We start from the raw sequence: 23404 nt of genomic DNA, 5'->3' as shown, positions 1-23404 counted from the left end.
CAAAATTAATTAAATAATGGCCAGAATCCTTCTTGTTGAAAAGTCATTCTGCAGCAGAGAGAAGTATTTCGCTGAGCGATGGATGCACGTGAACCATGTCACGCAACTGCTTCACCGTCGTATCGCGACACATCAGCACACTCACCTCCTGGATAAGGTCTGAACTATGTGCACCAAAGGCATGACAGCCCAATATCCGACCGCCATCAGGCTCACAAAACAGTTTCAGCATTCCTTCAGGCTCGTTCATCGTAAGCGCTTTGCCATTGGCTCGGTGGAAGGCCTTTCGACACTCGTAGCCTATACCCCGCTCTTTGAGCTGGTCTTCTGTGGGACCGACACAAGCAGCCTCGGGTGTTGTGAAGATGGCTGCGGGCATAATGTCGAAACGAATGCCATCGCTTATACCCACTATCTGGTTTACCACGTGAACGGCCTGCATCTCTGCAGCATGGGCCAGCATCTGTTTTCCATTCACATCGCCAATAGCATAGCATGCAGCCAAAGAGGAAAGGTTGGTTATGCGAAAATCACTATCAACAGGAATAGAGCCATTGGCGGCAAGGCGAACACCTATGGATTCGAGGTTCAGACCGGCAGTACGGGGCTTACGTCCCGTAGCCATCAGGATGACATCAGCATCGATATCGGCAATCTGCTCTACCGCAGTCTTCATCTTGAACGTCACGCCCTGCTTCTCTAAGGTTTTGCGCAAGCGCTTGGCTATGTCACTATCAAGTGCCGGCAGACATTCTTTCAGATACTCTATCACTGTGACCTCTGTGCCAAAACGATTGAAAACCGAGGCGAATTCCATGCCAATCACGCCAGCACCAATAATAGCAAGTCGCTTAGGACAGGTCTCAAGATTCAGAAGTCCTGTAGAATCGACCACACGTGGATCGTCAAGTCCTTTAACAGGAAGCCACTTCGTTTCCGAACCAGTAGCTATGATAATATGATCTGCTGTATAGTTGTTGACTGTTTGTGCATCTACGAAGGCGGCCTTTCCGCGAACCAATGTAATGTTGGGATGTGCAAGGATGCTCTCTACCCCACTCCGCAACTGCATCACAACCTGTGACTTACGCTCGCGAGCCTCATCAAAAGAAGCACTATGAACATAAACTTTCGTTGGAATGCACCCCACATTAAGGCAGGTTCCTCCCACCTCTTCACCTTCAAAGACCACCACCTTCAGTCCTTGTTTTGCGGCATATTCAGCAGCGCGGTAGCCACCAGGCCCCGCACCGATGACAATCAAATCCGTTTTACTCATGGAACATATTCTTTTTGATCATTGAATGCAATCAGACTGGAGTTGGCGATAAGTCGTAACAGGATGCTTTGCTGCCAAGACGTCATCTACACGTCCGATAGGCGTGTTATGAGGTGCCGACTTCACAAGTTCTGGATCTGTCTTTGCCTCCTCAGCAATTTGTCGCATCACTTGAATGAAGCCATCAATTGTTTCCTTCGACTCGTTCTCTGTTGGCTCTATCATCAAACTTTCATGGAAGAGCAATGGGAAGTAGATGGTAGGCGCATGATAGCCATAATCCAACAAGCGTTTGGCGACATCCATTGTCGTGACACCGGTTGATTTATCCTTCAGACCATCAAATACGAACTCGTGTTTGCACAAGCCATCGATTGGTAACTCATAAACATCCTTCAGACATTCCTTGATATAGTTAGCATTGAGCGTAGCAAGTGGGCCAACCATTTTTAGATTTTCGCGTCCCAGTGAAAGGATATAGGCATAGGCACGCATCGCAACAGCAAAGTTTCCATGATAGGGCGACACGTTGGGGAAAAACGATTCCAACCCCTTGCGCACACCAACAGGACCCGCACCAGGGCCGCCTCCGCCGTGAGGTGTAGAGAATGTCTTGTGCAAATTGATATGCATCACATCGAAACCCATATCACCAGGACGGGCAACCCCCAACATTGGATTAAGATTGGCGCCATCATAGTACATTAGCCCACCTGCAGCGTGAACCATTTTCTCAATGGTAGGAATCTGACGTTCAAACAGTCCTAACGTATTAGGGTTGGTCATCATCATAGCTGCTACTTGCATCCCATGTTCTGCCAGTAAGGTCTTCAAGGCTTCTACATCGACGGTACCATCAGGCAGTGACTTCACCTCTATAATGTCCATACCACAAACAGCAGCACTGGCGGGATTGGTACCATGGGCCGAGTCGGGTACAATGACCAATCGACGGTTCTCATCACCACGACTTTCGTGGTATTTCTTGATGACCATCAGTCCCGTCAACTCACCATGAGCACCGGCAAAGGGTTTCAGCGTGAAAGCATGCAAGCCCGTAAGCTCGCAAAGCGACTTACAAAGTAATGTGCAAACAGCCTCTGCGCCACGTGTTGTCTCTGCAGGTTGCATAGGATGCAAACCAGAGAACTGAGGCAAAGCAGCCATTTCCTCGTTAATCTTAGGGTTGTACTTCATCGTACAAGAGCCGAGTGGATAGAAGCCATTGTCCACACCAAAGTTGTTGGCCGACAAGTTGGTGTAGTGACGCACCACCGTCATCTCATCGCATTCTGGCAGTTGAGCATCCTCTGCACGTCTCATCGAGACAGGCAATTCGTAGTTGCCGAAACGATTTTGTGGAAGAGAATAGCCACAACGTCCCTCTTGTGAAAGTTCGAAAATCAAGTTTCCGTATAATCGATTATTCATAATAGTTCAACCAGTTTATCAATCTCTTCCTTTGTTCTCTTCTCTGTAACGGCAAACATCAATTGATGGTCTGCCACCTTGATGCCACTAAAGATGCCATGTTCCAACATCCGGCGCTGCAAAGCGTCCAAATCACCATCGTAGCACACCACAAATTCATTGAAGAATGGTTGCTGATAAGCCAGAGTAAAGTGATTGGTTTTCAACAGTTCATCACACAAATAATGGGCACCAGCATAGCTCAGCTCTGCCGCTTTCTTCAGTCCCTGTTTACCCATGAGCGAACAATAGATGGTGACAAAGAGCGCCATCAGCGACTGATTGGAACAGATATTCGATGTTGCTTTCTGACGACGGATATGCTGTTCGCGTGCCTGCAACGTCAAGACGAAGGCACGTTGCCCACGGTTGTCTAGTGTTTTTCCGACGATACGTCCCGGCATTTTGCGGATCAACTTCTCTGTACAGCACATATACCCTACGTATGGACCGCCCCACTGCATGGGAATGCCCAGCGACTGTCCGTCGCCAACAGCAATGTCTGCGCCCCATTCTCCTGGTGTTTTCAGCAAGGCAAGGTCGGCAATGATACTATTCATAATGAAGAGTGCCTTCTGCTCGTGAATAGCATCGGCAAAGCCTTCATAGTCTTCTATGATGCCATAATAGTTGGGTTGCTGAACCACAACGCCAGCCACATTACCTGCCGACAACTGAGAACGGAGGGCTGAAAGGTCTGTGATGCCATCCTTGGCAGGAATCATCTCGATGTCAATATGATGAAAATGGGCATACGTCTTCACGACATCAAGGGTCTTGGGATCAACAGTTTCACTGACAAGTACTGTGTTTTGCTTTTTTCCGGCAGCCACAGCCATCATCACTGCTTCGGCAGTTGCTGTGGTTCCATCATACATCGAGGCATTAGAGATATCCATACCTGTCAGCTCTGTCATCATAGACTGATATTCAAAGATATAGTGAAGCGTGCCTTGCGATATCTCTGCCTGGTAAGGCGTGTAGCTGGTGAGGAATTCTGAGCGCTGCAACAAGTTGGGAATAACCGATGGTGTGTAATGGTCATAGACGCCAGCCCCCGCAAAACATACCAACTGTTGGTTTTGCGAACCCAGGCGTTCGAACAACTGTCTGACCTCTAACTCACTCATTTCCGATGGCAACTGATAGTCGTCCTGGAAACGAATCTCTTGAGGAACCTCTGCATAGAGGTCATCAAGAGAAGACACGCCCACCTGGGCGAGCATGTCTTTCAGGTCGCTTTCCGTATGGGGAAAATACTTATGCATAGTCTTGAATTATGAGTTAATGCTCACAGAATGCTGCATAGGCTTTAGCATCCATCAAATGATCGAGCTCTGTCTTGTCCGTTAGCTCTACCTTGACAATCCAGTTCTGATAGGGGTCTTGATTGATAAGCTCTGGCTGATCGTCGAGAGCCTCGTTTTTCCCTACGACAACGCCACTAACAGGAGCGATGAGATCGCTGGCGGCCTTGACGCTTTCCACGGCTCCGAACTCAGAACCGGCTTCCACTTCATCATCCACATCGGGCATATCAACATAGACCACGTTGCCCAGAGCATGCTGAGCATAGTCGCTGATACCTATATAGCCATAATCACCTTCAATCTTTACATACTCATGTGACTCACTATAATAGAGTCCTTCAATAACTTTTGCCATAATTCTTTTAGTTTTAAGGTTTTTACTTTTTATAATGTTTCTCATAGAAACGTTTCTTAACGATCACACCCGGGAAGGTCTTCTTACGAATCTGAATCTCAACCTCGGTTCCGAGCGCTGCATAGCGACTATCAATCAGGGCCATACAGATGCTCTTATCCACAGAAATGCCATGATAACCTGTCGTCACCTCGCCGATTGTCTCACCATCTTTCAGCACCTCATAGCCATGACGAGGTATGGCTTTGTCTTTTAGCTCGATACCAACCAGTTTACGAGCGACGCCCTCTGTCTTCTGTTTTAAGAGTGCACTGCGTCCGATAAACTCGGGCTTATCAAACTTTACGAACATCGTAAGCCCCGCCATCACGGGCGAAATGTCTTCCGAAAGTTCATCACCATAAAGAGGAAGTCCCACTTCGAAGCGCAACGTATCGCGACAACCTAGTCCGCAAGCTTGAACGCCTGCTGCAATCAGCTTGTCCCAACACTCCTGAATATAGGCGTGAGGGGCATAGATTTCAAAGCCATCCTCACCTGTATAACCGGTGCGCGAAACGATTATATCACCGATAGACTTTGCAGTATAGAAACTCAGTTCGCGACAAGGAATGTTCAACACCGTTTCCATCACATGCTCAGACTCTGGCCCCTGCAGAGCAATCTGACCGTAGTAGTCAGACTTATTGGCCAACTCCACATCGTAGCCATCTGCTTGTTGCTGAATCCATGCCCAGTCTTTATCAATATTGGCAGCGTTGATGACAAGGAAGAAATTGTTCTCACCCATCTTATACACCAACAAATCATCGACCGTCCCACCATGCTCATAGCACATCATGCCATAGAAAACCTTTCCTATCGGGGCCCCGGCAATGTCATTGGTGAAGAGATGCTGCACGAAAGCCTCTGCCTGGCATCCCTTGACGGTGACCTCGCCCATATGACTGACGTCAAAGAGTCCGCACTGATGCCGTACGGCTTTGTGTTCAAGTTGTATATCCTTGTAATGAATAGGCATGATAAAGCCTGCGAAAGGAGTCATATAGGCACCCTCAGCCACATGGCGGTCGTAGAGGCACGTCCTTTTCTCCTGTTCTTCTTTCTCTTGTTTTATAGCCATTGTTTTTAGTATTAGTATATTTAAAATGATGTTATTAAAGTATTCGGTTGATAAACTCTTCTTGCAAATATCCTTCTTCTATTTTCTCTATCTCACGGATATCATCGGGCAAAAGGCTACTTTCCTCGGTGCAAAGTGCCGCTTTAATAAAAGCAATCAGCTGCTCTGCTGTCAGCATAGTATAGTCTTTCAGCAGCGTGATGCGCTGTCGCACGCTCTCAATGCCTTTCTTCTGTAGTTTATCAGCACTGGGAGTAATGGCATTAAGCATGTGCTCCATGTTGGTATCATAGAGCAAAGTGGCATGTGCAACACAACGTCCGGGCAACTGATAGAAGGCTGTTCCACTCACCTTTCTGTCGCCAATCATCACGTCATTATGCTGGGTACTGGTGGCTTGGATGCCAAGTTTTCTGAGCACCAACAAGATCATCCCCATAAAACGATTATAGTTGAAAGCCACGTTGTCGCCCGAAGTTATGAAAGACAACATTAGATTATCACGGTCCGCATACACACAGCCTCCACCACTCTTGCGTCTGTATATATGAATATGGTGTTGACGGCAATAATCCAGGTTCACCTCGTTCTGCATCACCTGATTCCTACCAAAGATCACACTAGGCGCCACCCGCCACATAAAGAACAGATCGTCCTCCTTAAAACGGCGAGCCACATACTCTTCCATTGCAAGATAGAACGACAAACGTCTTTCCTCATCATCGGTTGGTAGCGAAATGTACTTCATATATTAATTTCAGGCTAGCTTAAACTGTCTGCAAATATAGAAAAATATTACGAACCCGCCAAGAATATCCACTACTTTTATTATGACAAAGAGAAAAAAAAGTACCTTTCATTTTGATATATGACTGAATGTTTGTAACTTTGCAGCATAAAAGGATTACACTTAAATCGTGGAACAAAATAAACTTGAAATACTAAACACAATAGACGACCCAAGTCAACTGCGTTCACTTAGCACGGACAAATTGCAGCAACTCTGTTCTGAACTAAGACAAGACATTGTCAACGAACTATCAGTAAACCCAGGACATTTGGCTTCAAGTTTAGGAGTTGTTGAGTTGACCGTTGCGCTCCATTATGTGTACAATACACCCGAAGACCGCATTGTCTGGGACGTAGGCCACCAAGCCTATGGACACAAGATCCTGACTGGCCGTCGCGACAAGTTCTCAACCAACCGTAAACTGGGTGGCATCAAGCCATTTCCCTCGCCCGAGGAGAGTGAATACGACTCGTTTATCTGTGGTCATGCTTCCAACTCTATCTCAGCAGCCCTTGGTATGGCTGTGGCTTCGCAGAACAGCCGACATGTGGTAGCGGTGATTGGCGATGGTGCCATGAGCGGAGGTCTGGCTTTCGAAGGATTGAACAATGTGTCTTCAATCCCCAACGACCTACTGATTATCCTCAACGACAACGACATGTCTATCGACCGTTCGGTGGGCGGCATGAAGGAATACCTGTTGAGTCTCAGCACCAACGAGACCTATAATGCATTACGTTTCAGAGCTGCCCGTTGGCTTGCCAGCAACGGATTGCTTAGCGAAGCCCGCAAACAAGGGCTCATTCGCTTGTCGAATGCATTGAAGAGCGTTATCTCTGAACAGCAGAACATCTTCGAAGGCATGAACATTCGCTACTTTGGTCCATTTGATGGTCACAACGTAAAAGAGCTGGTACGTATCTTGCGCCAGCTGAAAGACATGAAAGGGCCAAAGCTTCTTCATCTGCATACCAAAAAGGGACACGGCTATGCCCCTGCCGAAAACTACAAGCCCGTGTGGCATGCGCCCGGCAAGTTCGACCCAGAAACTGGCGAATTGATTAGCGGTGACACAAAGAACATGCCACCAAAGTTCCAGGAAGTCTTTGGACATACACTATTAGAGTTGGCCAAACAGAACGATAAGATTGTCGGTGTAACCCCCGCTATGCCCACAGGCTGTTCGATGAACATAGCCATGAAGGAGCTGCCCGAGCGCATGTTCGACGTGGGTATTGCCGAAGGACACGCCGTTACATTCTCCGCTGGTATGGCAAAAGAGGGCAAATTGCCTTTCTGCAATATCTACAGTGCCTTTGCACAGCGTGCCTATGACAATGTCATTCATGACGTTGCCATTCTGAAGTTGCCCGTTGTGCTCTGCCTTGACCGTGCCGGTTTGGTGGGAGAAGACGGTCCCACACACCACGGTGCCTTCGACTTGGCCTACCTTCGTCCTATCCCCAACCTCACGATTTGCTCGCCTATGAACGAGCACGAACTGCGCAAAATGATGTTCACTGCACAGTTACCAGGCAAAGGTCCCTTTGTCATCCGCTACCCGCGCGGTCGCGGTGTCATCGTTGACTGGCGGTGTCCACTGGAAGAGATTGCCGTTGGAACAGGTCGCAAACTGCGTGATGGCAATGATGTAGCAGTGCTTAGCATCGGCCCCATCGGTAATGACGTTGCAAAAGTCATAGACTCGATTACGACAAAGTCCGTAGCACACTACGACATGCGTTTCCTGAAGCCACTTGATGAGAATCTGCTTCACGAAGTCGGACAGAAGTTTAAGCGCATCATCACCATCGAAGACGGTGTGCGAAACGGTGGGTTAGGCAGCGCAGTACTGGAATGGATGAGCGACCACGGCTACACTCCACAGATTACCCGCATGGGTCTTCCCGATGCTTTTGTAGAGCATGGCACCATCCAACAATTGCGAGAGATTGTGGGGATCGACAACGAAAGTATTAAGAAAGAGATATTAAAATGAAAGTAGTCATTGCAGGAGCAGGTGCTGTTGGCAAGCATCTCTCACGATTACTCTCTACGGAGAATCACGACTGCGTACTCATTGACGATGATGAGGAGCGTCTGGGAGGTATTGATTCCACCTATGACATCATGGCCGTCTGTGCCTCACCGACCAGTATTAAGACGCTGAAGGATGCTGGTGTGGGCAGCGCCGATCTCTTTGTTGGCGTTACACGCTATGAGAGTCGCAATATCAACGCATGCATGTTGGCTCACGCTTTAGGAGCTAAGAAGACGGTAGCCCGTATTGACAACTACGAATACCTGCATCCACAGAACCAACCATTCTTCCGCGATCATGGCATTGACTCTCTGGTTTACCCCGAAGTGCTGGCCGCACGCGACATTATTACCGGTCTGAAAATGTCGTGGGTACGTCAGCGATGGGACGTTCACGATGGCGCATTGGTGATGCTTGGCATCAAGTTACGCGAAGGTTGCGAGATCTTAAACCAGCCATTAAAAGACCTTTGCGGTCCTGACGACCCCTATCATATCGTTGCCATCAAGCGAGGCGACGAGACCATCATCCCTGGAGGCTTTGATGAACTCCAGCTTTACGACTTAGCCTACTTCATGACAACACAGGACTATATTCCTTATATCAGAAAGATTGTAGGCAAAGAGCACTATGAAGATGTTCATAATGTCATTATTATGGGCGGCGGAAAGACTGCCGTAAGAGCAGCCTTGGCTATGCCAGACCATATGAACGTCAAGATTATCGAAAACTCTGCAGAACGCTGCGAACGACTAAACACACTTCTGAGCGAGTCAGATGCCATGGTTATCCACGGCGATGGTCGCGACCCAGGCCTTCTCAATGAAGAAGGTATCAAGCACACGCAAGCCTTTGTCGCACTGACTGGTAATGCCGAGACCAACATCCTTGCTTGTCTGGCAGCCAAGAAGTGGGGTGTTCGCAAAACCGTTGCCATGGTTGAGAATCTAGACTACGTCTCCATGGCCGAGAGCTTAGATATCGGAACCATTATCAATAAGAAGACCGTTGCTGCCAGCCATATTTTCCAGATGATGCTAAAAGCCGATGTCAGGAACATGCGTTCGCTCATGATGGTCGAAGCCGACGTGGCTGAGTTCATTGCTTCAGAGGGGTCAAAGGTGACACGCCACCCAGTGAAAGACCTCGGTCTGCCATTCGGTGTCACCATTGGTGGCCTTGTACGTGACGGCAAAGGCTTGTTGGTAAATGGTAACACACAGATTATGGCTGGCGACACAGTCATGGTGTTCTGCCACGAACACAAGCTGAATAAATTAGAAAAGTACTTCAAGAACAACTCGATATGGTAAACTTCCGTATCATCAGCAAGATTATTGGCTCACTGCTGTTCATAGAGTCGCTGTTCATGTCGCTCTGTGTAGGCATCTCATTTTTCTATCATGAGGACGACTTGATGGCATTTCTACTCTCACTGCTGATTACTTTTGCAAGCGGATTCGTCTTTCTTTTTTTTGGTAGCAACGCCGACAATAGCCTGAGTCGTAGAGATGCATACCTCGTTGTCACTGCTGCATGGGTTGTTTTTTCCATCTTTGGCCTTTTGCCATTTCTCATACACGGATGCATTCCCAATGTTACTGACGCATTCTTTGAGTCCACATCAGGTTTTACGACCACCGGTGCTTCCATCATAGACGATGTAGAAGTGCTGCCACATGCTATCCTTTTCTGGCGCTCGCTGACACAATGGATTGGCGGATTAGGAATCGTTTTCTTCACCATTGCCATTCTGCCTTCGCTGGTTGGCGGTAGTGTCAAAGTGTTTGCCGCCGAGGCCACAGGTCCTATCAAGGCCAAGATGCACCCACGACTAACCACTTCTGCCAAGTGGATATGGAGCATTTATCTTATTCTCACCTTCGGTTGCGCTCTGTCTTATTGGGCAGCCGGCATGAATTGGTTTGAGGCTATCAACTACTCCATGACGACAACCGCCACTGGTGGATTTGCCATACATAATGACAGCACGGAATATTTCCACTCGCCCACCATTGATTATATCTCAATCACCTTCCAGTTTCTGTCGGGTATCAACTTCACCCTGCTGTATATCAGCCTTGTCAAGATGAAACTGAAGACTCTGTTTACAAATTCAGAGTTTAAGTTATATATCAGTGTTGTTGTTGTTGCCACCCTGTGGATTATGTATCTGTTGCTGACACGCATGGGCTATGGTTTAGAGCATGCATTCCGCAGTGCATTGTTTCAGGTAGTATCGTTCATCACAACCACTGGAATGTTTAACGATGATGCTGGTGCATGGCCACACATTACGTGGGTTATCCTTGGCGTTGTCATGTATCTTGGTGCATGTGCTGGCAGCACCAGCGGAGGCTTTAAGTGTATTCGAGGTGTGATGTTGCTAAAGGTGATACGCAACAATTTCCGTCAGAGTCTGCACCCAAATGCTGTTCTTCCGGTTAAAGTCAATGGCACCAGCATTCCCCAATCCAAGCTGGTGACCCTGTTTGCGTTCTTTACGCTAACCTTAGTCATGATGTTAGTCACCGCCACCATCATGATTGTTTCAGGCATAGACAACACCAATGCCATCACTATAGCACTAAGTTGTGTAAGTAATGTAGGGCCTACGCTGGACACCCAGATAGGTCCTGTGATGTCATGGTCAGCACTTCCCGACTATATCAAGTGGATACTCTGTCCGCTGATGCTCATGGGACGACTGGAGATTATGACAGTACTGCTGCTGTTCACCAGAAGTTTTTGGAAAGAGAACTAATTATTAACAAAAAGCTTTATAGTATAGTAACAATGGAATTATTTAAATTTGAACCCCTTTTGAAGCAAACACTTTGGGGAGGTGAAAAGATTACAGCATTCAAACATTTGGACTCTACCCTCGAGAATGTTGGAGAGAGCTGGGAGATTTCAGGAGTAAAGGACAACGAGACCATCGTGGCCAATGGTACAGAGAAAGGCAAAAGCCTGAATCAGTTGGTACGCGAGCAGAAAGGAGCACTGGTTGGACAAGAGAATTACGAACGCTTTGGCGACGAATTCCCACTGCTGATCAAGTTTATCGATGCCCGTCAGGATCTCTCTATCCAGGTGCATCCCACCGACGAGATTGCTCATCGTCAGGGCAAGTCTCGCGGAAAAACAGAGATGTGGGTGGCCCTTGAGTCGGATAAGGGTGCACAACTCTACAACGGACTGAAGCAGCAAATCACCCCCGAGCAGTATAAAGAGATGGTGGAGAACGACACCATCACCGATGCCTTGGCACGTTATGAAGTGAGCGAAGGCGACGTATTCTTTATTCCCGCCGGTCGCATTCATGCCATCGGTGCAGGTTGCTTCGTTGCCGAGATACAGCAAACCAGTGATGTCACTTACCGCATCTACGACTTCAAGCGCAAGGATAAAAACGGCAACTATCGCGAACTGCACACCAAGGAGGCCGCAGAGAGCATTGACTACACCGTGTTGCCCAACTATCGCACAGAGTATCAACTGGAGAAGAACGTTCCCCAACAGGTAGTACAATGTCCCTACTTCACCACTGCCATCTACGATCTCGACGAACCCATGATGCTTGACTATAGCGAACTCGACTCTTTTGTCATCCTTATTGGTCTGAAGGGCGAAGGCACGCTGACTGCAGACGGCAAGACCGTCAGTCTGAATGCCGGTGAAACCGTGCTGATTCCAGCCACGGCAAAAGAAGTAAAGGTTGAGGGTACCGTTAAATTCCTGGAAACCTACGTTTGATTGAGGAAGCGTTCCACGTTTTCCTGCAATTGCAGAAAACGATCACACTGCTGATAAGCAGTATTTTTCTTTAGCATTACCTTAATGTCCTGCAACGAGTTTTCGTAGCAGGACATTTCGTTTCTCTTCTGTGTCCTGTGAGCCTGTGCATGGTATATCTCATTCTGGCGTTCCTGTCGGAGCAGGTTGCACACCTTACTAACGATGGGAGCCACCACATTGTCAAACAGGTGGTGCCCCTGCATATAGAGATAGGTGGTCTGCGGTGTCACGCCCAGTTGCAGGATATCGTTCTTCACCTTCAGATAAGCCTCTTTGTTATTAGGGTACTGACGTTGCAGTTCGCGCACTTTCTGGCGTACTTTACGCTGCACATTGCCGATAGACTTCTCTGGATATTGCACTGCGAAGCCCCCCGGATCTACCACGCGGTTGAACTCCGTGAGCGAGAACTTAGGATAGTGTCCCGACCTGTAGGCCCATACAGACCATACGAACAAAGGGAAACATGCTTCGCTGTACTGACGGAAGTACTCGTTGAAGTCGAAGATGCGATGATCGTTGAGCGTCACAGCCACACATACATCGTGCAGCGACGGGGCATAGCACTGGAAGTTCTCGATGGCATACACATAGGTATGAAACACGTAAGGACTGTTCAGCACCCTACGCGACTGTTCCGTGATGCCCTGCAACAGATAGTCATAGTCGGCATCTACGCAGGCAATCATGTCTGGACCTACATTTTCGCCAATGAAATTCATCAGCACCGACTTCTTGCCTCGCATCAGATTTACCTTCGATGGCAGCATCACCTCGAAGTAACGCTTGTCATTTTCAAACCTCGTCAGCACCGTCCGCCAGAAGTAGATATCGTCATAACTTTCCACATAAGCTACGATTCTACGCCGCGCACGCTTCGATGTCAGCGCATTGGCTGCCTCGAAATACTGACTGCTGAGATTATCTTTTAGCCGATAAGCCATGGTCTTCAACTATCCATTCAAAGCGTAATATCGCTGACCTCCGTCACCTTGTCCATCCATCCGTTCATCACCACTGCCGGACTGTGTGTCGTCAGCAGTATCTGTACGTTGGGATTCAGTTCCATAATCAGGTCAATCAATCTTTTTTGCCATTCCATATGCAGACTCACCTCAGGCTCGTCCATAAACAACACATAGGGTTGCTGGTCTTCCACGAGTACCGTCAGCAAGATGGCCAGCATCTGTTTCTCGCCACTACTCAACTGATAGGGCACCAGCGTCTCACCGATTTGCGAGAATCTTATTTCGTTTTCCGTCCGGATAATCTTCTTTCCGGTCTCGGCAAACAGGTCGTCAACAATATCCTGAAAGCGTTTCTTTGCTTCCGACAACTGCTGCGCAGCATCGGCATTGCCCCGCTGTAGCTCAACGATAATACGGTTACCGATGTTCACTTGGTAGTCCAGGAACTTACGCTGCAGATGATATAGCTGGAAATCGAGTGCCGATCTGATGCGCGAGTCCACCAGATTCATGGTTTCCATATCAAGTACCGGACTGTCCAGCGACTTGATAATATCGAATCTCACATGCGTTGCATCACTTGGTTCCACATCGATATGGACGCCCTTCAACAGGTTGTTCACCACGTCGCCATTCGTATTAACGCTGCGAAACACCTTGTTCAGGATGGTGCTCTTGCCCACGCCGTTAATACCACTCAGCACATTGACGTGCGGATCCAGCTCCCACACGATGTGTTTCTTACCGCTCCACAGAGCATCAATCTCTATGCGTCGGATATAATCTGCAAATTTCGGCATAAGTTTCAGATTTCTATTTATGACGCAAATATACAACTTTTTTCTATTGTGCAAAAGAAAACGACCAAAAAGATGGCACCCAAACCCTAAAAAACAAGAAAAGGCACCACCTGTCAGTGATGCCTTTAGCTTATCATTACGAATGCTTATTCGCTCTTGAACAAGTCCTTGATACCACCGATAGAGCCCATCAAGTTGGTAGCCTCGTATGGCAGATAGACCGTCTTCGTCTTGTCGCCCGTAGCCAGTTCCTGCAACATCTGTATGTATTTCTGCGCCAACAGATAGTTGGCAGGATTGCTGCTCTTGCCCACGGCCTGAGTAATCAGCTCGATAGCCTGCGCTTCGGCCTCAGCCTTGCGGATTCGAGCCTGAGCTTCACCCTCGGCAGTCAGGATAGCTTGCTGCTTGGCAGCCTCAGCACGGTTGATCATTGCCGTCTTCTCGCCCTCTGATGCCAGAATCTCGGCAGCCTTTTCGCCCTCAGATGTCAGGATCTGTGCACGCTTGTTACGCTCGGCCTGCATCTGCTTTTCCATGGCAGACAGTACGGAAGCAGGAGGTGTGATATCCTGCAGCTCTACGCGGTTCACCTTGACGCCCCACTTGTCGGTAGCATCGTCCAGCACCAGGCGCAGCTTTGTGTTAATCGTATCGCGAGAGGTCAGTGTCTCGTCCAGTTCCAGTTCGCCTATAATGTTACGCAGTGTGGTCTGTGTCAGCTTCTCGATAGCGTTAGGCAGGTTGGTTATCTCGTAGGTAGCCTTGAAAGGATCCACAATCTGGAAATACAGCAGTGCATTAATCTCCATCTGGATATTATCCTTCGTAATCACGTTCTGTGAAGGGAAGTCGTACACCTGTTCACGCAGATCGATGGTCGAAGAGTAAGAGTAGCGTCCGTGATTCAGCACCACAATGTTCTTCGCGCTGTCAATGAAGGGGATGATGAAGTTTACACCAGCCTCCAGTGTGGCATGATAGCGACCCAGTCGCTCAATGATTTTAGTCTCTGACTGAGGAATAATCACCAAAGCCTTCTTCACAATCAAAATGGCTACAAAAGCCAATGCGAGGAAAAAATAAAGCGTAATGTCCATAATTAATAAAGTTAATGTTGTTAATATAGTTTTTTTTATAGTTTTTCTACGGTGATAATGGTGCTCTCACGCCCCACTACCTTCACACGGGTGTCAATGGCAATCTCCATGTCGTCCGACGTGACGGCTTTCCACAGGTCGCCATCGATTGCCACATAGCCATAGCCACCGGCCTTGATAGGCTCTGTCACACGGCCCTCACGTCCCAACAAAGCATCGGCATTGCTTACACGCCGCTTCTCGTTTCTATGCAGATAGCGTAGCACAAAGGGGCGCACTTGAAACAGACTGAACAGCGTGACCACACCAAAGACGGCCAACTGCACATAGATATTAGCGAAGGGCGCTACAATGGCTGCGCCTGCCGCACCAATTGCAATACACATAAGGAAGAAGTCGCCTGATGTCAATTCCAGTATCAGGCCTACAACTGTTAGTACAGCCCATAATTGCCACATATTGGCCAACAGATAATCAATCATAGCTTTCTACTTTTAATGATGGTTATACATTATTTATATATTATAGCGACAACAAAAAGTCGTCCCAGTCTTTGGCCGAACCTTTCTTGCCAAACACCTTCTGATAGAGGCGGCTGCGACTGGTAGAAACACTCTCTTTGGAATGTGATGTCAGCAGGGCTATGTCCTTGGGCAGGATATGAACCTTCACCAGCAGACACACATGATAGTCGTAAACCGACAACTTGTATAGGCTATACAACTTCTCCGAGAATCCCGTATATACACCATCCACCAGCATAGCCAGCTGTTGCCAGTCTTCTTCGCCCATCGTTCGACCCTCGCTGGCCAGTCGCTGTATCTTCAGATAGATGGCCGAACCAAAGATGTCGCCCTCGGCACGCTCGCGTTTCTCGCTCTCAATGCGTGCCATCGTGTTGACATAGTCAAGCTTTGCCTTTTTCTCTTCGAGTTCCAGACGCAACATAGAGTTCTCTGATCCCAACTTCGATATCAGCTTTTCCAGTTCTTCAATCTTCTGTCGGTTGGCCTCTACATCGGCCACTTCCTGCATGGCACGCACCTTGTTCAGTCGCTCTTGCAGCATCAGCACCTTGCGCCGGCTGTTCTGCCAGGTCACCACAAACAGGGCTACATAGGTCACTGCACCTATTATTATCAGGAACAGTTCTCGCTGTGGAAGTATCGTCATCATCTGATTCATGTCGCAAAGGTACACGAAAAAAGCGAACTATCCAAACAATTCCGTTTGCAATAGTTCGCAATTCAAAACCTTGTTTGCAAAAATTTGCAACTATTCTGCCAACACATTCATTTACAGATATTTATAAAAAAAGCACAGAAAAGCACCGCTTTACTCTTAGAAAAGTGCCACTTTACGCAGCGTAAAGTGGCACTTTAGTATGTGAATAGTGATGTTTAGAAAAGCACGGTGGTCTTGGTGGCTCCGACCTTGATGGTGGCATCAGCACTGAACTCGAAGCTTCGACCAAATGTGTACTCACCAGTGTCTTCGTCCGCCTGAGCTTCGAAATACTGCACGCTGTCGCCTATCTTCACACCTATCCAGAAAGCCTCACCGTAGTTATCGACCACACTGATATAGAGTGTGGTGCCTGCTGCGACCTGAATGCCATTGCCATCGATGGCACCATAGTAAGCGGTGCTCTGCGATGTCACACTGTATTGATCCTCGTCATAGAGCGCCTTAATGGTGACGTTGCCCTCCTGCCCCACATTCTCGAAGGTGACAGTCACTGTCACATCGCCATTAGGCATCACGAAAGAACCATAGGCACCGTTCATCGTCAGTGTCACGTCATGACCATTGGCATCGGCAGCACTGATGCTCTTGATCTTCTTTCCCGAGGGAACGACCACTGTAAAGTTGACCGTCTCGCCTGCGGCATAAAGGTGACCACCGTCAAACGAGATATTGTCGCCGCTCACCTGGTGGGCTGCCACCGCCTCAGCATTGACCGTCAGCTTGGTAGCATCGTCGGGCACATGCACCTGGGCATAGTAAGCATAGCGGTCGAGTCCTTCGCCATAGATCACAAAGTCTGCCTTCTCACCCTTGTTATTGACGACTGTGGCAGGCTTATAGCCATTATCGGCATTGGCAAACAGATAGACATAGTCGCCAGGGATGGCCTTTGTCACGGGCACGCCATAGTAGATATCCTTGTCACTATAGAACTGAGCATTCTTGAAATGTGTGCCCAGCACATACTCCACGTCAATTTTCTCCTTGAAGTCGAGTGTTATTTCAACATCCTCTTCGGGCATGGTGAAGACCACATAGGCACGATGCAAGCACTCGGGGGTCACGTTGTCGATGCTGGCAGTGGCTCCCGCCAGATAGTAATTGTCTTTGGTATAGAACGATGCCACCACCCGATCGCCTCCAATAGCACTCTCTGGCAGCACGTTGGGCTCGTAGCCCTCGGGTACTTCCGTGTTGATAAAGTCGGTATTCTTCCACGTAATCTTGCTGCGCTTGTGCTGCGTACCGTTGACACGCAGTGTCACATCGGCCGTCACGTTCTGATAGTCGGGGCGCACCGTCACCTGATAGACACGGCCGATGGCTGTACGCTGGAAGCTGCATCCCACACTGGTCGTCAGGTCTTGCCATTCGCCGTCGCCCATCTTATACTCCACCTTGTCGATGGTGTAGGCCTCAGGTGTACGAAGGTAGCAGTCGAAATACTTATACGTTTTCTCCTGACTGACACCGAACAGCTCAATGCCGTCCTTGTTGTCTTCGAGAGATAGCGTATGTCCGTCGTCTGCAAACTGTTGTTGTACGGCATAGGCAACCACCACTGAGAAGGGTTTGCGAGGCACCGTCACCTCTATTTTCACCTCATCAGCGTTGCCCTCAGCTTGATCCGGGAACTCTGGGATGTAAACCTGGTCGCCCACATGCACATGGATATGCTCCATGTGATAATCGGCAAAGCCCGTCATCAGTATCTCGCCAGGGGTCAGTGTGAGGGTGACGGTCTCGCCGCCCTCGAACTTTTGTCCCGTCTCAATGCCACTGATGGTGCCAATGAAGTCTGGTGTAAGGTTTGTTACTTCCGTGGCCGTGATATCGACCACTTCGGGTTCACGACTGTCGTCTGAATCCGAACAAGCGGCAAGCGTGGTGCACAATACGACCACTGCTGCCATCAAAGCTTTTAGTTTCATCATTTAATTTTTTGATTTGTTTGATAGAATCTTTTTACCTAATTCGTCGGCAAAAGTACAAATAAACTATCAAACTCACAAGAAAAAGTTACTGTTTAAAACAATTCACGCCACTTTTCTACGAAAATGACCATCAAGAACCGTCAGGCTATGCCATGATAATCGTACATAGCCTGACGGTGAACGTCCACTTGCCGGAGGGTTATTGATTGAGTGTCTGTTTTCTGTTTCCGATTATAAAGGGGAGATAGTGCGACACCACATAATTAATAGGGATGAACACCAACAGGGTAACCAAGCTGCACGCAAACGTTGCCGCATCCTCGAGCAGAGGCGTCCACTCCTGTTGGCGTATCAACTTCAGTATAGAGTGATTGATATCCTGATGATAGGCCAGGATGACAATCGTGCCGATGGACAGCAGACTTAATGCCGTGCTTCTGTAACGGCCAAGCATCTCAGAAATGATGCGGATAGCCAAAATGCCAATGGCACCGCCCAACAGAAACAAAAAGATATTCTCGCCGTAGCCTGCCTCATACATGCGTACCCTGCCATTGACCATGCTGACGCCATAGAGCGATATCATCAATAAGAGGGTAAGCATACCTTTGAGCCAGACGGATTTTTCCTGAAGAGCGTCTGTCAGCTTCGTGTCCCACTGCAAACACTTGTATTCGTAGCCAAGCAAGAACCACGGCAACGACAGGAACGTATTTGCAACAGCCCACGACATGCCATCAGGGTAATAGCTCTGGCACACCATACCCACCACCAAGGATACCACCAACAGCACGTACCTCGAATTGCGCGAATACCTCGTAAGTTGCGTTATCACCTTGATGATGATCAGCGTATAGACAAACCAAAGTTTTCCGCAACCCATCACGTCGTGAAGCGTATGGAATCCGGTCATGATGGCGAGCAACGACCAAGGGGCATCCTCGCTGAAAAGATGGGGAGCAGCCTTCAGTACACTCAGTATCAGATAAGGCACCAGCAATCTTTGAAATATCTTTTTCCAGAATACGCCTTTGTCTGGTTCATATCTTGACAAATAGCCCGAGATAAAGAAAAACAGCGGTACACTGAAAGCATATAGGAAATCAGAGAAAAGCACAGGAAAGCAGTGTCCCCAAATAATGGTGAACATCCCGATAACTTTCATCCAATCTATCCAGTTTTTTATCATATCATTATTCTGTTAGATGAACATGAGTTCTTATTGTCCTTGCAAAGATAATCATTTTTATTGAAACCGACACATTTATTGCCAATGTCGCCTTCCATTTCCAATTATATTATTTTAAAACCGTATTATCTATCCCCGACTTTAACGACTTTCCAAATACCCATCGAAGAAGGTCTTCAAGTCTGCCACAAAACGATCCTTGTCAAACGACTTCCTAATCTTAACAGGGAGATTTACTTCTGTGAAATACTTAACCATCGTATCTCCAATCATCGCGACAGCGTTATCCACGGAACAAGTAGCAAATTCGTCTGGTAAGGGAATATCTACAAAAAGCAAATGATACATACGAAATGTTGCATCACTATAACCCGGGTCCACCTTTATTAGCTTGTCCTCATAATATACAGGCTTCTTCCGATATGTCATTCTAAACTCTATAGAGCATATCATATCTATAACCATTTCGTTTAACATGGATGAGTACGTGCGCTCCATAAAATAAGATTGCAATGCTTTACTCATTTTTTCAAAATTATTGCGATGTTTTTTCCCAACATTAACATCAAATACATTCTTTAATATTATTTTCATAATACACTACATTTTTAGTAATCCTATTATCTAAATATTCTGTTTTCTGGAGGGAGACAACCTTTTTGTATTTTAAAATGACGCTTTTCCTTTCATGGCTCATTTATTTACCCTGCCAGGCAGAATAACTATCGAAGAATGCCTTTAAGTCTGCCACAAAACGATCCTTATCAAATGACTTCCTAATCTTAACAGGGAGAGTGGTCTTGGCGAAATAGTTGATGAATTCTTTCAAAATCAACAATCTTATACTGGAAGCATGTAAGACTTCATCTTTGGGTATTTCTATATCAACAACCAATTTATGATAAATCGTGAATGATTCTTCTGAGGAAGGAATTTTTTTAGATATATTTTCCGTATAATATGGTCTTTTATATAGATTCAAATAAGAATCACAGAAAAATTCTACTTCCAAGGTTTCTACTAATTTAGAATACGTTTTATCTCTGAAGAACAAATATATGTCTTCAGATAACTTACATATGTCATGACTCAGGGTGGTCTCACAGAGACTTACACCGATAGATGTTGGAGATAGTATAATATTCATTTCTTATTTAAAAACTTTCTTTCCCTGAGGAAGTTCACCATGTGTAAAAAAGTAATAATACAAAAAGAAGTAGTCTTTTCTTTTTAATTTTTTAAGTTTAGATTGATGTGATGTTAATTATTTGTACGCAAAGGTAATCAATTTTATTGAAACAGATATAATGATTGACCAACTCAATCATCATTTTATATAAAATAGTGGTAAACAGTGCTTTCAGGAAGCAAAAAAACAAGTCATGCAATCTAAAAGAGCCAGTATAACAGCGCGACATTGGCACTTTTCAGATGCAAAACAACTTCTATCAGAATGCAATAGCGGCCGTTTTATGTTGATTCCAAAGTCTGGAAATGGACAATCTAGGGTCTATAAATAGGCAATCCAGGGGCTAGAATCGTTTCGACCAGGGGCTAGAATCGAGTCATCTAGGGGCTAGACGCAAACCAAAAGTTAAACTATAGCAGCACGAAAGCATAACTATCACCGAATGATTCTATAGGTATAGTCGGGGAATAATAACGGTATTGGCGCCCTTTACATTATATTAATACGGTGTAAAGGGCTATAAAGAAAACGCTCCGTCACTCAAATGAATGACGAAGCGTTATGATAACACGATGTGTATCTGCTATGATCTCTTAGTTCCAGACCGGCATTGCCTGACCAGCAGGACTGAAGTCGATGAGCAAGAGGTCGAACACCAGGACGCTGTAGCCGGGAACACCTGTTGTGCCATAGTCGCCATAACCCAATGCAGAAGGTACATAGATACGCCAATAGTCGCCGCGATGCATGTTCTGCAGCGCTGTAGCAAAACCATCGGTGTGACCCGACACGAGGAACTTGGTCGTGGCACCCGTGACAGGTGTGAACTTACCATAGACGGTTCCTGTATTGAACGGATAACCCTCGCTATAAGATGCTGAAGGAATGAGGCGTCCCTGATACATCACACGCACCGAGTCAGTGTAGAACGGACTGGTGGTCTCGCCACTCTCCATGCCAGAAGGCATCACGTGCGCATAGATATAATCGGTGGAAGCCGTCAGCGTGTCTTCACGCAGAGACCAGCTTTTCAGCTTCTTCCACTCGCCGGGCTTTGCTGCCAGTGAGTCTTCCAGCGAGGCAAAGAACACCGCATTCCTGGCTTGCCAGTTGTCATATTCATCGGGCTCGCCATCGGTCTCACTGCATGAGGCAAAGCTCAGCAGTGAGAGACAAGCAAAGATAAAATATCGAATTTTCATTTATTGAAGTTTCTTAAGCAGACTTGCAATGCTAACCTTGTCCTCGATGATAGAGGCCAGGTCGCTGATCTTCACGCGTTCCTGTTCCATCGTATCGCGGAAACGCAAAGTGACGCAACCATCGTTCAGGGTGTCGTGGTCAACAGTCACACAGTATGGTGTACCGATAGCGTCCTGACGACGATAGCGCTTGCCGATAGAGTCTTTCTCATCATACTGACAGTTGAAGTGGAACTTCAGGTCGTTGATGATCTCGCGAGCCTTCTCGGGCAGACCATCTTTCTTCACCAGAGGCATCACAGCCAGCTTGACAGGAGCCAAGGCTGCGGGCAACTTCAGCACGACGCGGGTCTCGCCGTTCTCCAGTTTCTCCTCGCAGTAAGAGTGACACATGATAGAGAGGAACATACGGTCAACACCGATAGAGGTCTCAATAACGTAGGGCACATAGCTCTCGTTGGTCTGAGGATCGAAGTACTTGATGCTCTTGCCAGAGAACTTCTCATGCTGAGAGAGGTCGAAGTTGGTGCGAGAGTGGATACCCTCAACCTCCTTGAAGCCAAATGGCATCTTGAACTCGATATCTGTAGCGGCGTTGGCATAGTGAGCCAGCTTGTCGTGGTCGTGGAAACGATAGTTCTCTGCGCCGAAGCCCAGTGCCAGGTGCCACTTCATACGAGTCTCTTTCCACTTGGGGAACCACTCGAGTTCGGTGCCGGGAGCTACGAAGAACTGCATCTCCATCTGCTCGAACTCACGCATGCGGAAGATGAACTGGCGAGCCACAATCTCGTTGCGGAAAGCCTTACCGATCTGTGCGATACCGAAAGGTATCTTCATACGACCAGTCTTCTGCACGTTCAGGTAGTTCACGAAGATACCCTGTGCCGTCTCAGGACGCAGGTAAACCTTCATAGAGCCATCGGCAGAGGCACCCATCTCGGTAGAGAACATCAGGTTGAACTGACGCACGTCGGTCCAGTTCTTGGTGCCGCTGATGGGGTCCACAATCTCCTCGTCGAGGATGATCTGCTTCAGAGCCTCGAGGTCGGGGCCCTGCATAGCCTCAGCATAGCGGGCGTGCAGTGCGTCGCGCTTCTCCTTTGCCTCCTTCACGCGCTCGCTGGTCTCCATGTATTTAGCCTCATCGAAAGAGTCGCCGAAGCGCTTGCGAGCCTTCTCTACCTCTTTCTGAATCTTCTCGTCGTATTTGGCAATCTGGTCCTCAATCAGCACGTCGGCACGATAGCGCTTCTTGCTGTCACGGTTGTCGATGAGGGGGTCGTTGAAAGCATCAACGTGGCCAGAGGCCTTCCAGATGGTGGGGTGCATAAAGATAGCAGAGTCGATACCCACGATATTCTCGTGCAGCAGGACCATTGACTTCCACCAATACTGCTTGATATTGTTTTTCAACTCCACACCGTTCTGACCATAGTCATAGACAGCGCCCAGTCCGTCGTAGATATCGCTTGACGGGAAAACGAAACCATACTCCTTACAATGCGATACAATCTTCTTAAATACGTCTTCTTGTGCCATTTCTTTATATTTATTTATTACTTTTTTCTCTCTAAAGTTTTTGAACTATTTAATTATATTGCGTGC

At 47.5% G+C, this 23404-nt stretch carries 21 protein-coding genes; 4 read left to right on the top strand and 17 right to left on the bottom strand.

The features are described from left to right. Positions 1-43 precede the first annotated feature (43 nt). From L6472_RS03880 to L6472_RS03855, 6 genes are read right to left on the bottom strand one after another with little or no spacing between them, the layout of a single operon-like run. Positions 44-1279 (bottom strand): NAD(P)/FAD-dependent oxidoreductase, encoded by a 1236-nt coding sequence (locus tag L6472_RS03880; protein ID WP_237807293.1) that lies wholly within the window; start codon positions 1277-1279, stop codon positions 44-46. Between the two features lie 18 nt (positions 1280-1297). Then, positions 1298-2710 carry an aminomethyl-transferring glycine dehydrogenase subunit GcvPB gene (gcvPB, locus tag L6472_RS03875; RefSeq protein ID WP_237807291.1) on the bottom strand — a complete coding sequence of 471 codons (1413 nt, stop codon included), beginning with the start codon at positions 2708-2710 and terminating at the stop codon, positions 1298-1300. After that, the gene (gene gcvPA / locus L6472_RS03870; protein ID WP_237807290.1) at positions 2707-4017 is read right to left on the bottom strand and encodes an aminomethyl-transferring glycine dehydrogenase subunit GcvPA; all 1311 of its coding nucleotides are present in this window, start codon (positions 4015-4017) and stop codon (positions 2707-2709) included. Before gcvPA ends, gcvPB begins: the two co-directional genes overlap by 4 nt. Before the next feature lie 16 nt (positions 4018-4033). Beyond that, entirely contained in the window at positions 4034-4414 is a 381-nt protein-coding gene (gene gcvH, locus L6472_RS03865) for a glycine cleavage system protein GcvH (protein WP_237807288.1), read from the bottom strand. 22 nt (positions 4415-4436) lie between these two features. Next, positions 4437-5537: a glycine cleavage system aminomethyltransferase GcvT gene (gene gcvT / locus L6472_RS03860; protein ID WP_237807287.1), complete on the bottom strand. Its 1101-nt coding sequence runs from the start codon at positions 5535-5537 to the stop codon at positions 4437-4439. 34 nt (positions 5538-5571) lie between these two features. Next, entirely contained in the window at positions 5572-6285 is a 714-nt protein-coding gene (locus L6472_RS03855) for a lipoate--protein ligase family protein (RefSeq protein ID WP_237807286.1), read from the bottom strand. A gap of 169 nt (positions 6286-6454) precedes the next feature. Between L6472_RS03855 and dxs the strand changes: the two genes are divergently transcribed. Genes dxs through L6472_RS03835 form a run of 4 tightly spaced genes read left to right on the top strand, consistent with a single transcriptional unit; the run spans position 6455 to position 12124 of the window. Further along, complete coding sequence (dxs, locus tag L6472_RS03850; protein ID WP_237807285.1) at positions 6455-8326, top strand: 1-deoxy-D-xylulose-5-phosphate synthase; 1872 nt, start codon at positions 6455-6457, stop codon at positions 8324-8326. Beyond that, positions 8323-9681, top strand: coding sequence for a Trk system potassium transporter TrkA (gene trkA / locus L6472_RS03845; RefSeq protein ID WP_237807284.1), 1359 nt, complete (start codon positions 8323-8325; stop codon positions 9679-9681). Before dxs ends, trkA begins: the two co-directional genes overlap by 4 nt. After that, the gene (locus L6472_RS03840; protein WP_237807283.1) at positions 9675-11132 is read left to right on the top strand and encodes a TrkH family potassium uptake protein; all 1458 of its coding nucleotides are present in this window, start codon (positions 9675-9677) and stop codon (positions 11130-11132) included. The genes trkA and L6472_RS03840 overlap by 7 nt, the downstream gene beginning before the upstream one ends. A 32-nt stretch (positions 11133-11164) precedes the next feature. After that, a complete protein-coding gene (locus tag L6472_RS03835) occupies positions 11165-12124 on the top strand; it encodes a type I phosphomannose isomerase catalytic subunit (RefSeq protein ID WP_237807281.1) in 960 nt (319 codons plus the stop codon). Here L6472_RS03835 and L6472_RS03830 read toward each other — a convergent pair. The 11 genes from L6472_RS03830 to L6472_RS03780 all read right to left on the bottom strand — a co-directional run bounded on the left by L6472_RS03830 (position 12115) and on the right by L6472_RS03780 (position 23338). Then, positions 12115-13110, bottom strand: coding sequence for a DUF4435 domain-containing protein (locus L6472_RS03830; RefSeq protein WP_237807279.1), 996 nt, complete (start codon positions 13108-13110; stop codon positions 12115-12117). The two genes, L6472_RS03835 and L6472_RS03830, sit on opposite strands and share 10 nt — an antisense overlap. A gap of 17 nt (positions 13111-13127) precedes the next feature. Continuing rightward, on the bottom strand, positions 13128-13934 hold the full coding sequence (locus tag L6472_RS03825) for an AAA family ATPase (protein ID WP_237807278.1): 807 nt from the start codon (positions 13932-13934) through the stop codon (positions 13128-13130). Positions 13935-14080: 146 nt separating this feature from the next. Continuing rightward, on the bottom strand, positions 14081-15034 hold the full coding sequence (locus tag L6472_RS03820) for an SPFH domain-containing protein (protein WP_237807277.1): 954 nt from the start codon (positions 15032-15034) through the stop codon (positions 14081-14083). A 35-nt stretch (positions 15035-15069) separates the two neighbouring features. Further along, positions 15070-15516, bottom strand: coding sequence for an NfeD family protein (locus L6472_RS03815; RefSeq protein ID WP_237807276.1), 447 nt, complete (start codon positions 15514-15516; stop codon positions 15070-15072). 40 nt (positions 15517-15556) lie between these two features. Beyond that, positions 15557-16219 carry a hypothetical protein gene (locus L6472_RS03810; RefSeq protein ID WP_237807275.1) on the bottom strand — a complete coding sequence of 221 codons (663 nt, stop codon included), beginning with the start codon at positions 16217-16219 and terminating at the stop codon, positions 15557-15559. 215 nt (positions 16220-16434) lie between these two features. Then, positions 16435-18216 carry a hypothetical protein gene (locus L6472_RS03805; RefSeq protein ID WP_237807274.1) on the bottom strand — a complete coding sequence of 594 codons (1782 nt, stop codon included), beginning with the start codon at positions 18214-18216 and terminating at the stop codon, positions 16435-16437. Between the two features lie 199 nt (positions 18217-18415). After that, positions 18416-19405, bottom strand: a complete 990-nt coding sequence (locus L6472_RS03800; RefSeq protein ID WP_237807273.1) for an acyltransferase family protein — start codon at positions 19403-19405, stop codon at positions 18416-18418. 141 nt (positions 19406-19546) lie between these two features. Then, on the bottom strand, positions 19547-19999 hold the full coding sequence (locus L6472_RS03795; RefSeq protein WP_237807272.1) for a hypothetical protein: 453 nt from the start codon (positions 19997-19999) through the stop codon (positions 19547-19549). 103 nt (positions 20000-20102) lie between these two features. After that, positions 20103-20552 (bottom strand): hypothetical protein, encoded by a 450-nt coding sequence (locus tag L6472_RS03790; protein WP_237807271.1) that lies wholly within the window; start codon positions 20550-20552, stop codon positions 20103-20105. A 635-nt stretch (positions 20553-21187) separates the two neighbouring features. Continuing rightward, the gene (locus L6472_RS03785) at positions 21188-21796 is read right to left on the bottom strand and encodes an FKBP-type peptidyl-prolyl cis-trans isomerase (RefSeq protein ID WP_237807270.1); all 609 of its coding nucleotides are present in this window, start codon (positions 21794-21796) and stop codon (positions 21188-21190) included. Then, the gene (locus L6472_RS03780; protein ID WP_237807269.1) at positions 21797-23338 is read right to left on the bottom strand and encodes a glycine--tRNA ligase; all 1542 of its coding nucleotides are present in this window, start codon (positions 23336-23338) and stop codon (positions 21797-21799) included. Positions 23339-23404: the final 66 nt, after the last annotated feature.

This window comes from Prevotella sp. E13-17, assembly GCF_022024035.1.
In the GTDB taxonomy this organism is placed as follows: domain Bacteria; phylum Bacteroidota; class Bacteroidia; order Bacteroidales; family Bacteroidaceae; genus Prevotella.
Note: the sequence above shows the minus strand (reverse complement) of the source record. Positions and strands in the feature narration are given on the sequence as shown.

What these genes read in the sequence shown, in the direction of transcription:
- L6472_RS03830 (WP_237807279.1), bottom strand. Translation starts at nt 13,110, where the DNA reads ATGGCTTATCGGCTAAAAGATAATCTCAGCAGTCAGTATTTCGAGGCA.
- L6472_RS03840 (WP_237807283.1), top strand. Translation starts at nt 9,675, where the DNA reads ATGGTAAACTTCCGTATCATCAGCAAGATTATTGGCTCACTGCTGTTC.
- gcvH (WP_237807288.1), bottom strand. Translation starts at nt 4,414, where the DNA reads ATGGCAAAAGTTATTGAAGGACTCTATTATAGTGAGTCACATGAGTAT.
- L6472_RS03810 (WP_237807275.1), bottom strand. Translation starts at nt 16,219, where the DNA reads ATGAATCAGATGATGACGATACTTCCACAGCGAGAACTGTTCCTGATA.
- gcvT (WP_237807287.1), bottom strand. Translation starts at nt 5,537, where the DNA reads ATGGCTATAAAACAAGAGAAAGAAGAACAGGAGAAAAGGACGTGCCTC.
- trkA (WP_237807284.1), top strand. Translation starts at nt 8,323, where the DNA reads ATGAAAGTAGTCATTGCAGGAGCAGGTGCTGTTGGCAAGCATCTCTCA.
- L6472_RS03820 (WP_237807277.1), bottom strand. Translation starts at nt 15,034, where the DNA reads ATGGACATTACGCTTTATTTTTTCCTCGCATTGGCTTTTGTAGCCATT.
- L6472_RS03795 (WP_237807272.1), bottom strand. Translation starts at nt 19,999, where the DNA reads ATGAAAATAATATTAAAGAATGTATTTGATGTTAATGTTGGGAAAAAA.
- gcvPB (WP_237807291.1), bottom strand. Translation starts at nt 2,710, where the DNA reads ATGAATAATCGATTATACGGAAACTTGATTTTCGAACTTTCACAAGAG.
- gcvPA (WP_237807290.1), bottom strand. Translation starts at nt 4,017, where the DNA reads ATGCATAAGTATTTTCCCCATACGGAAAGCGACCTGAAAGACATGCTC.
- L6472_RS03790 (WP_237807271.1), bottom strand. Translation starts at nt 20,552, where the DNA reads ATGAATATTATACTATCTCCAACATCTATCGGTGTAAGTCTCTGTGAG.
- L6472_RS03855 (WP_237807286.1), bottom strand. Translation starts at nt 6,285, where the DNA reads ATGAAGTACATTTCGCTACCAACCGATGATGAGGAAAGACGTTTGTCG.
- L6472_RS03825 (WP_237807278.1), bottom strand. Translation starts at nt 13,934, where the DNA reads ATGCCGAAATTTGCAGATTATATCCGACGCATAGAGATTGATGCTCTG.
- L6472_RS03800 (WP_237807273.1), bottom strand. Translation starts at nt 19,405, where the DNA reads ATGATAAAAAACTGGATAGATTGGATGAAAGTTATCGGGATGTTCACC.
- L6472_RS03805 (WP_237807274.1), bottom strand. Translation starts at nt 18,216, where the DNA reads ATGATGAAACTAAAAGCTTTGATGGCAGCAGTGGTCGTATTGTGCACC.
- L6472_RS03880 (WP_237807293.1), bottom strand. Translation starts at nt 1,279, where the DNA reads ATGAGTAAAACGGATTTGATTGTCATCGGTGCGGGGCCTGGTGGCTAC.
- L6472_RS03815 (WP_237807276.1), bottom strand. Translation starts at nt 15,516, where the DNA reads ATGATTGATTATCTGTTGGCCAATATGTGGCAATTATGGGCTGTACTA.
- L6472_RS03785 (WP_237807270.1), bottom strand. Translation starts at nt 21,796, where the DNA reads ATGAAAATTCGATATTTTATCTTTGCTTGTCTCTCACTGCTGAGCTTT.
- L6472_RS03780 (WP_237807269.1), bottom strand. Translation starts at nt 23,338, where the DNA reads ATGGCACAAGAAGACGTATTTAAGAAGATTGTATCGCATTGTAAGGAG.
- L6472_RS03835 (WP_237807281.1), top strand. Translation starts at nt 11,165, where the DNA reads ATGGAATTATTTAAATTTGAACCCCTTTTGAAGCAAACACTTTGGGGA.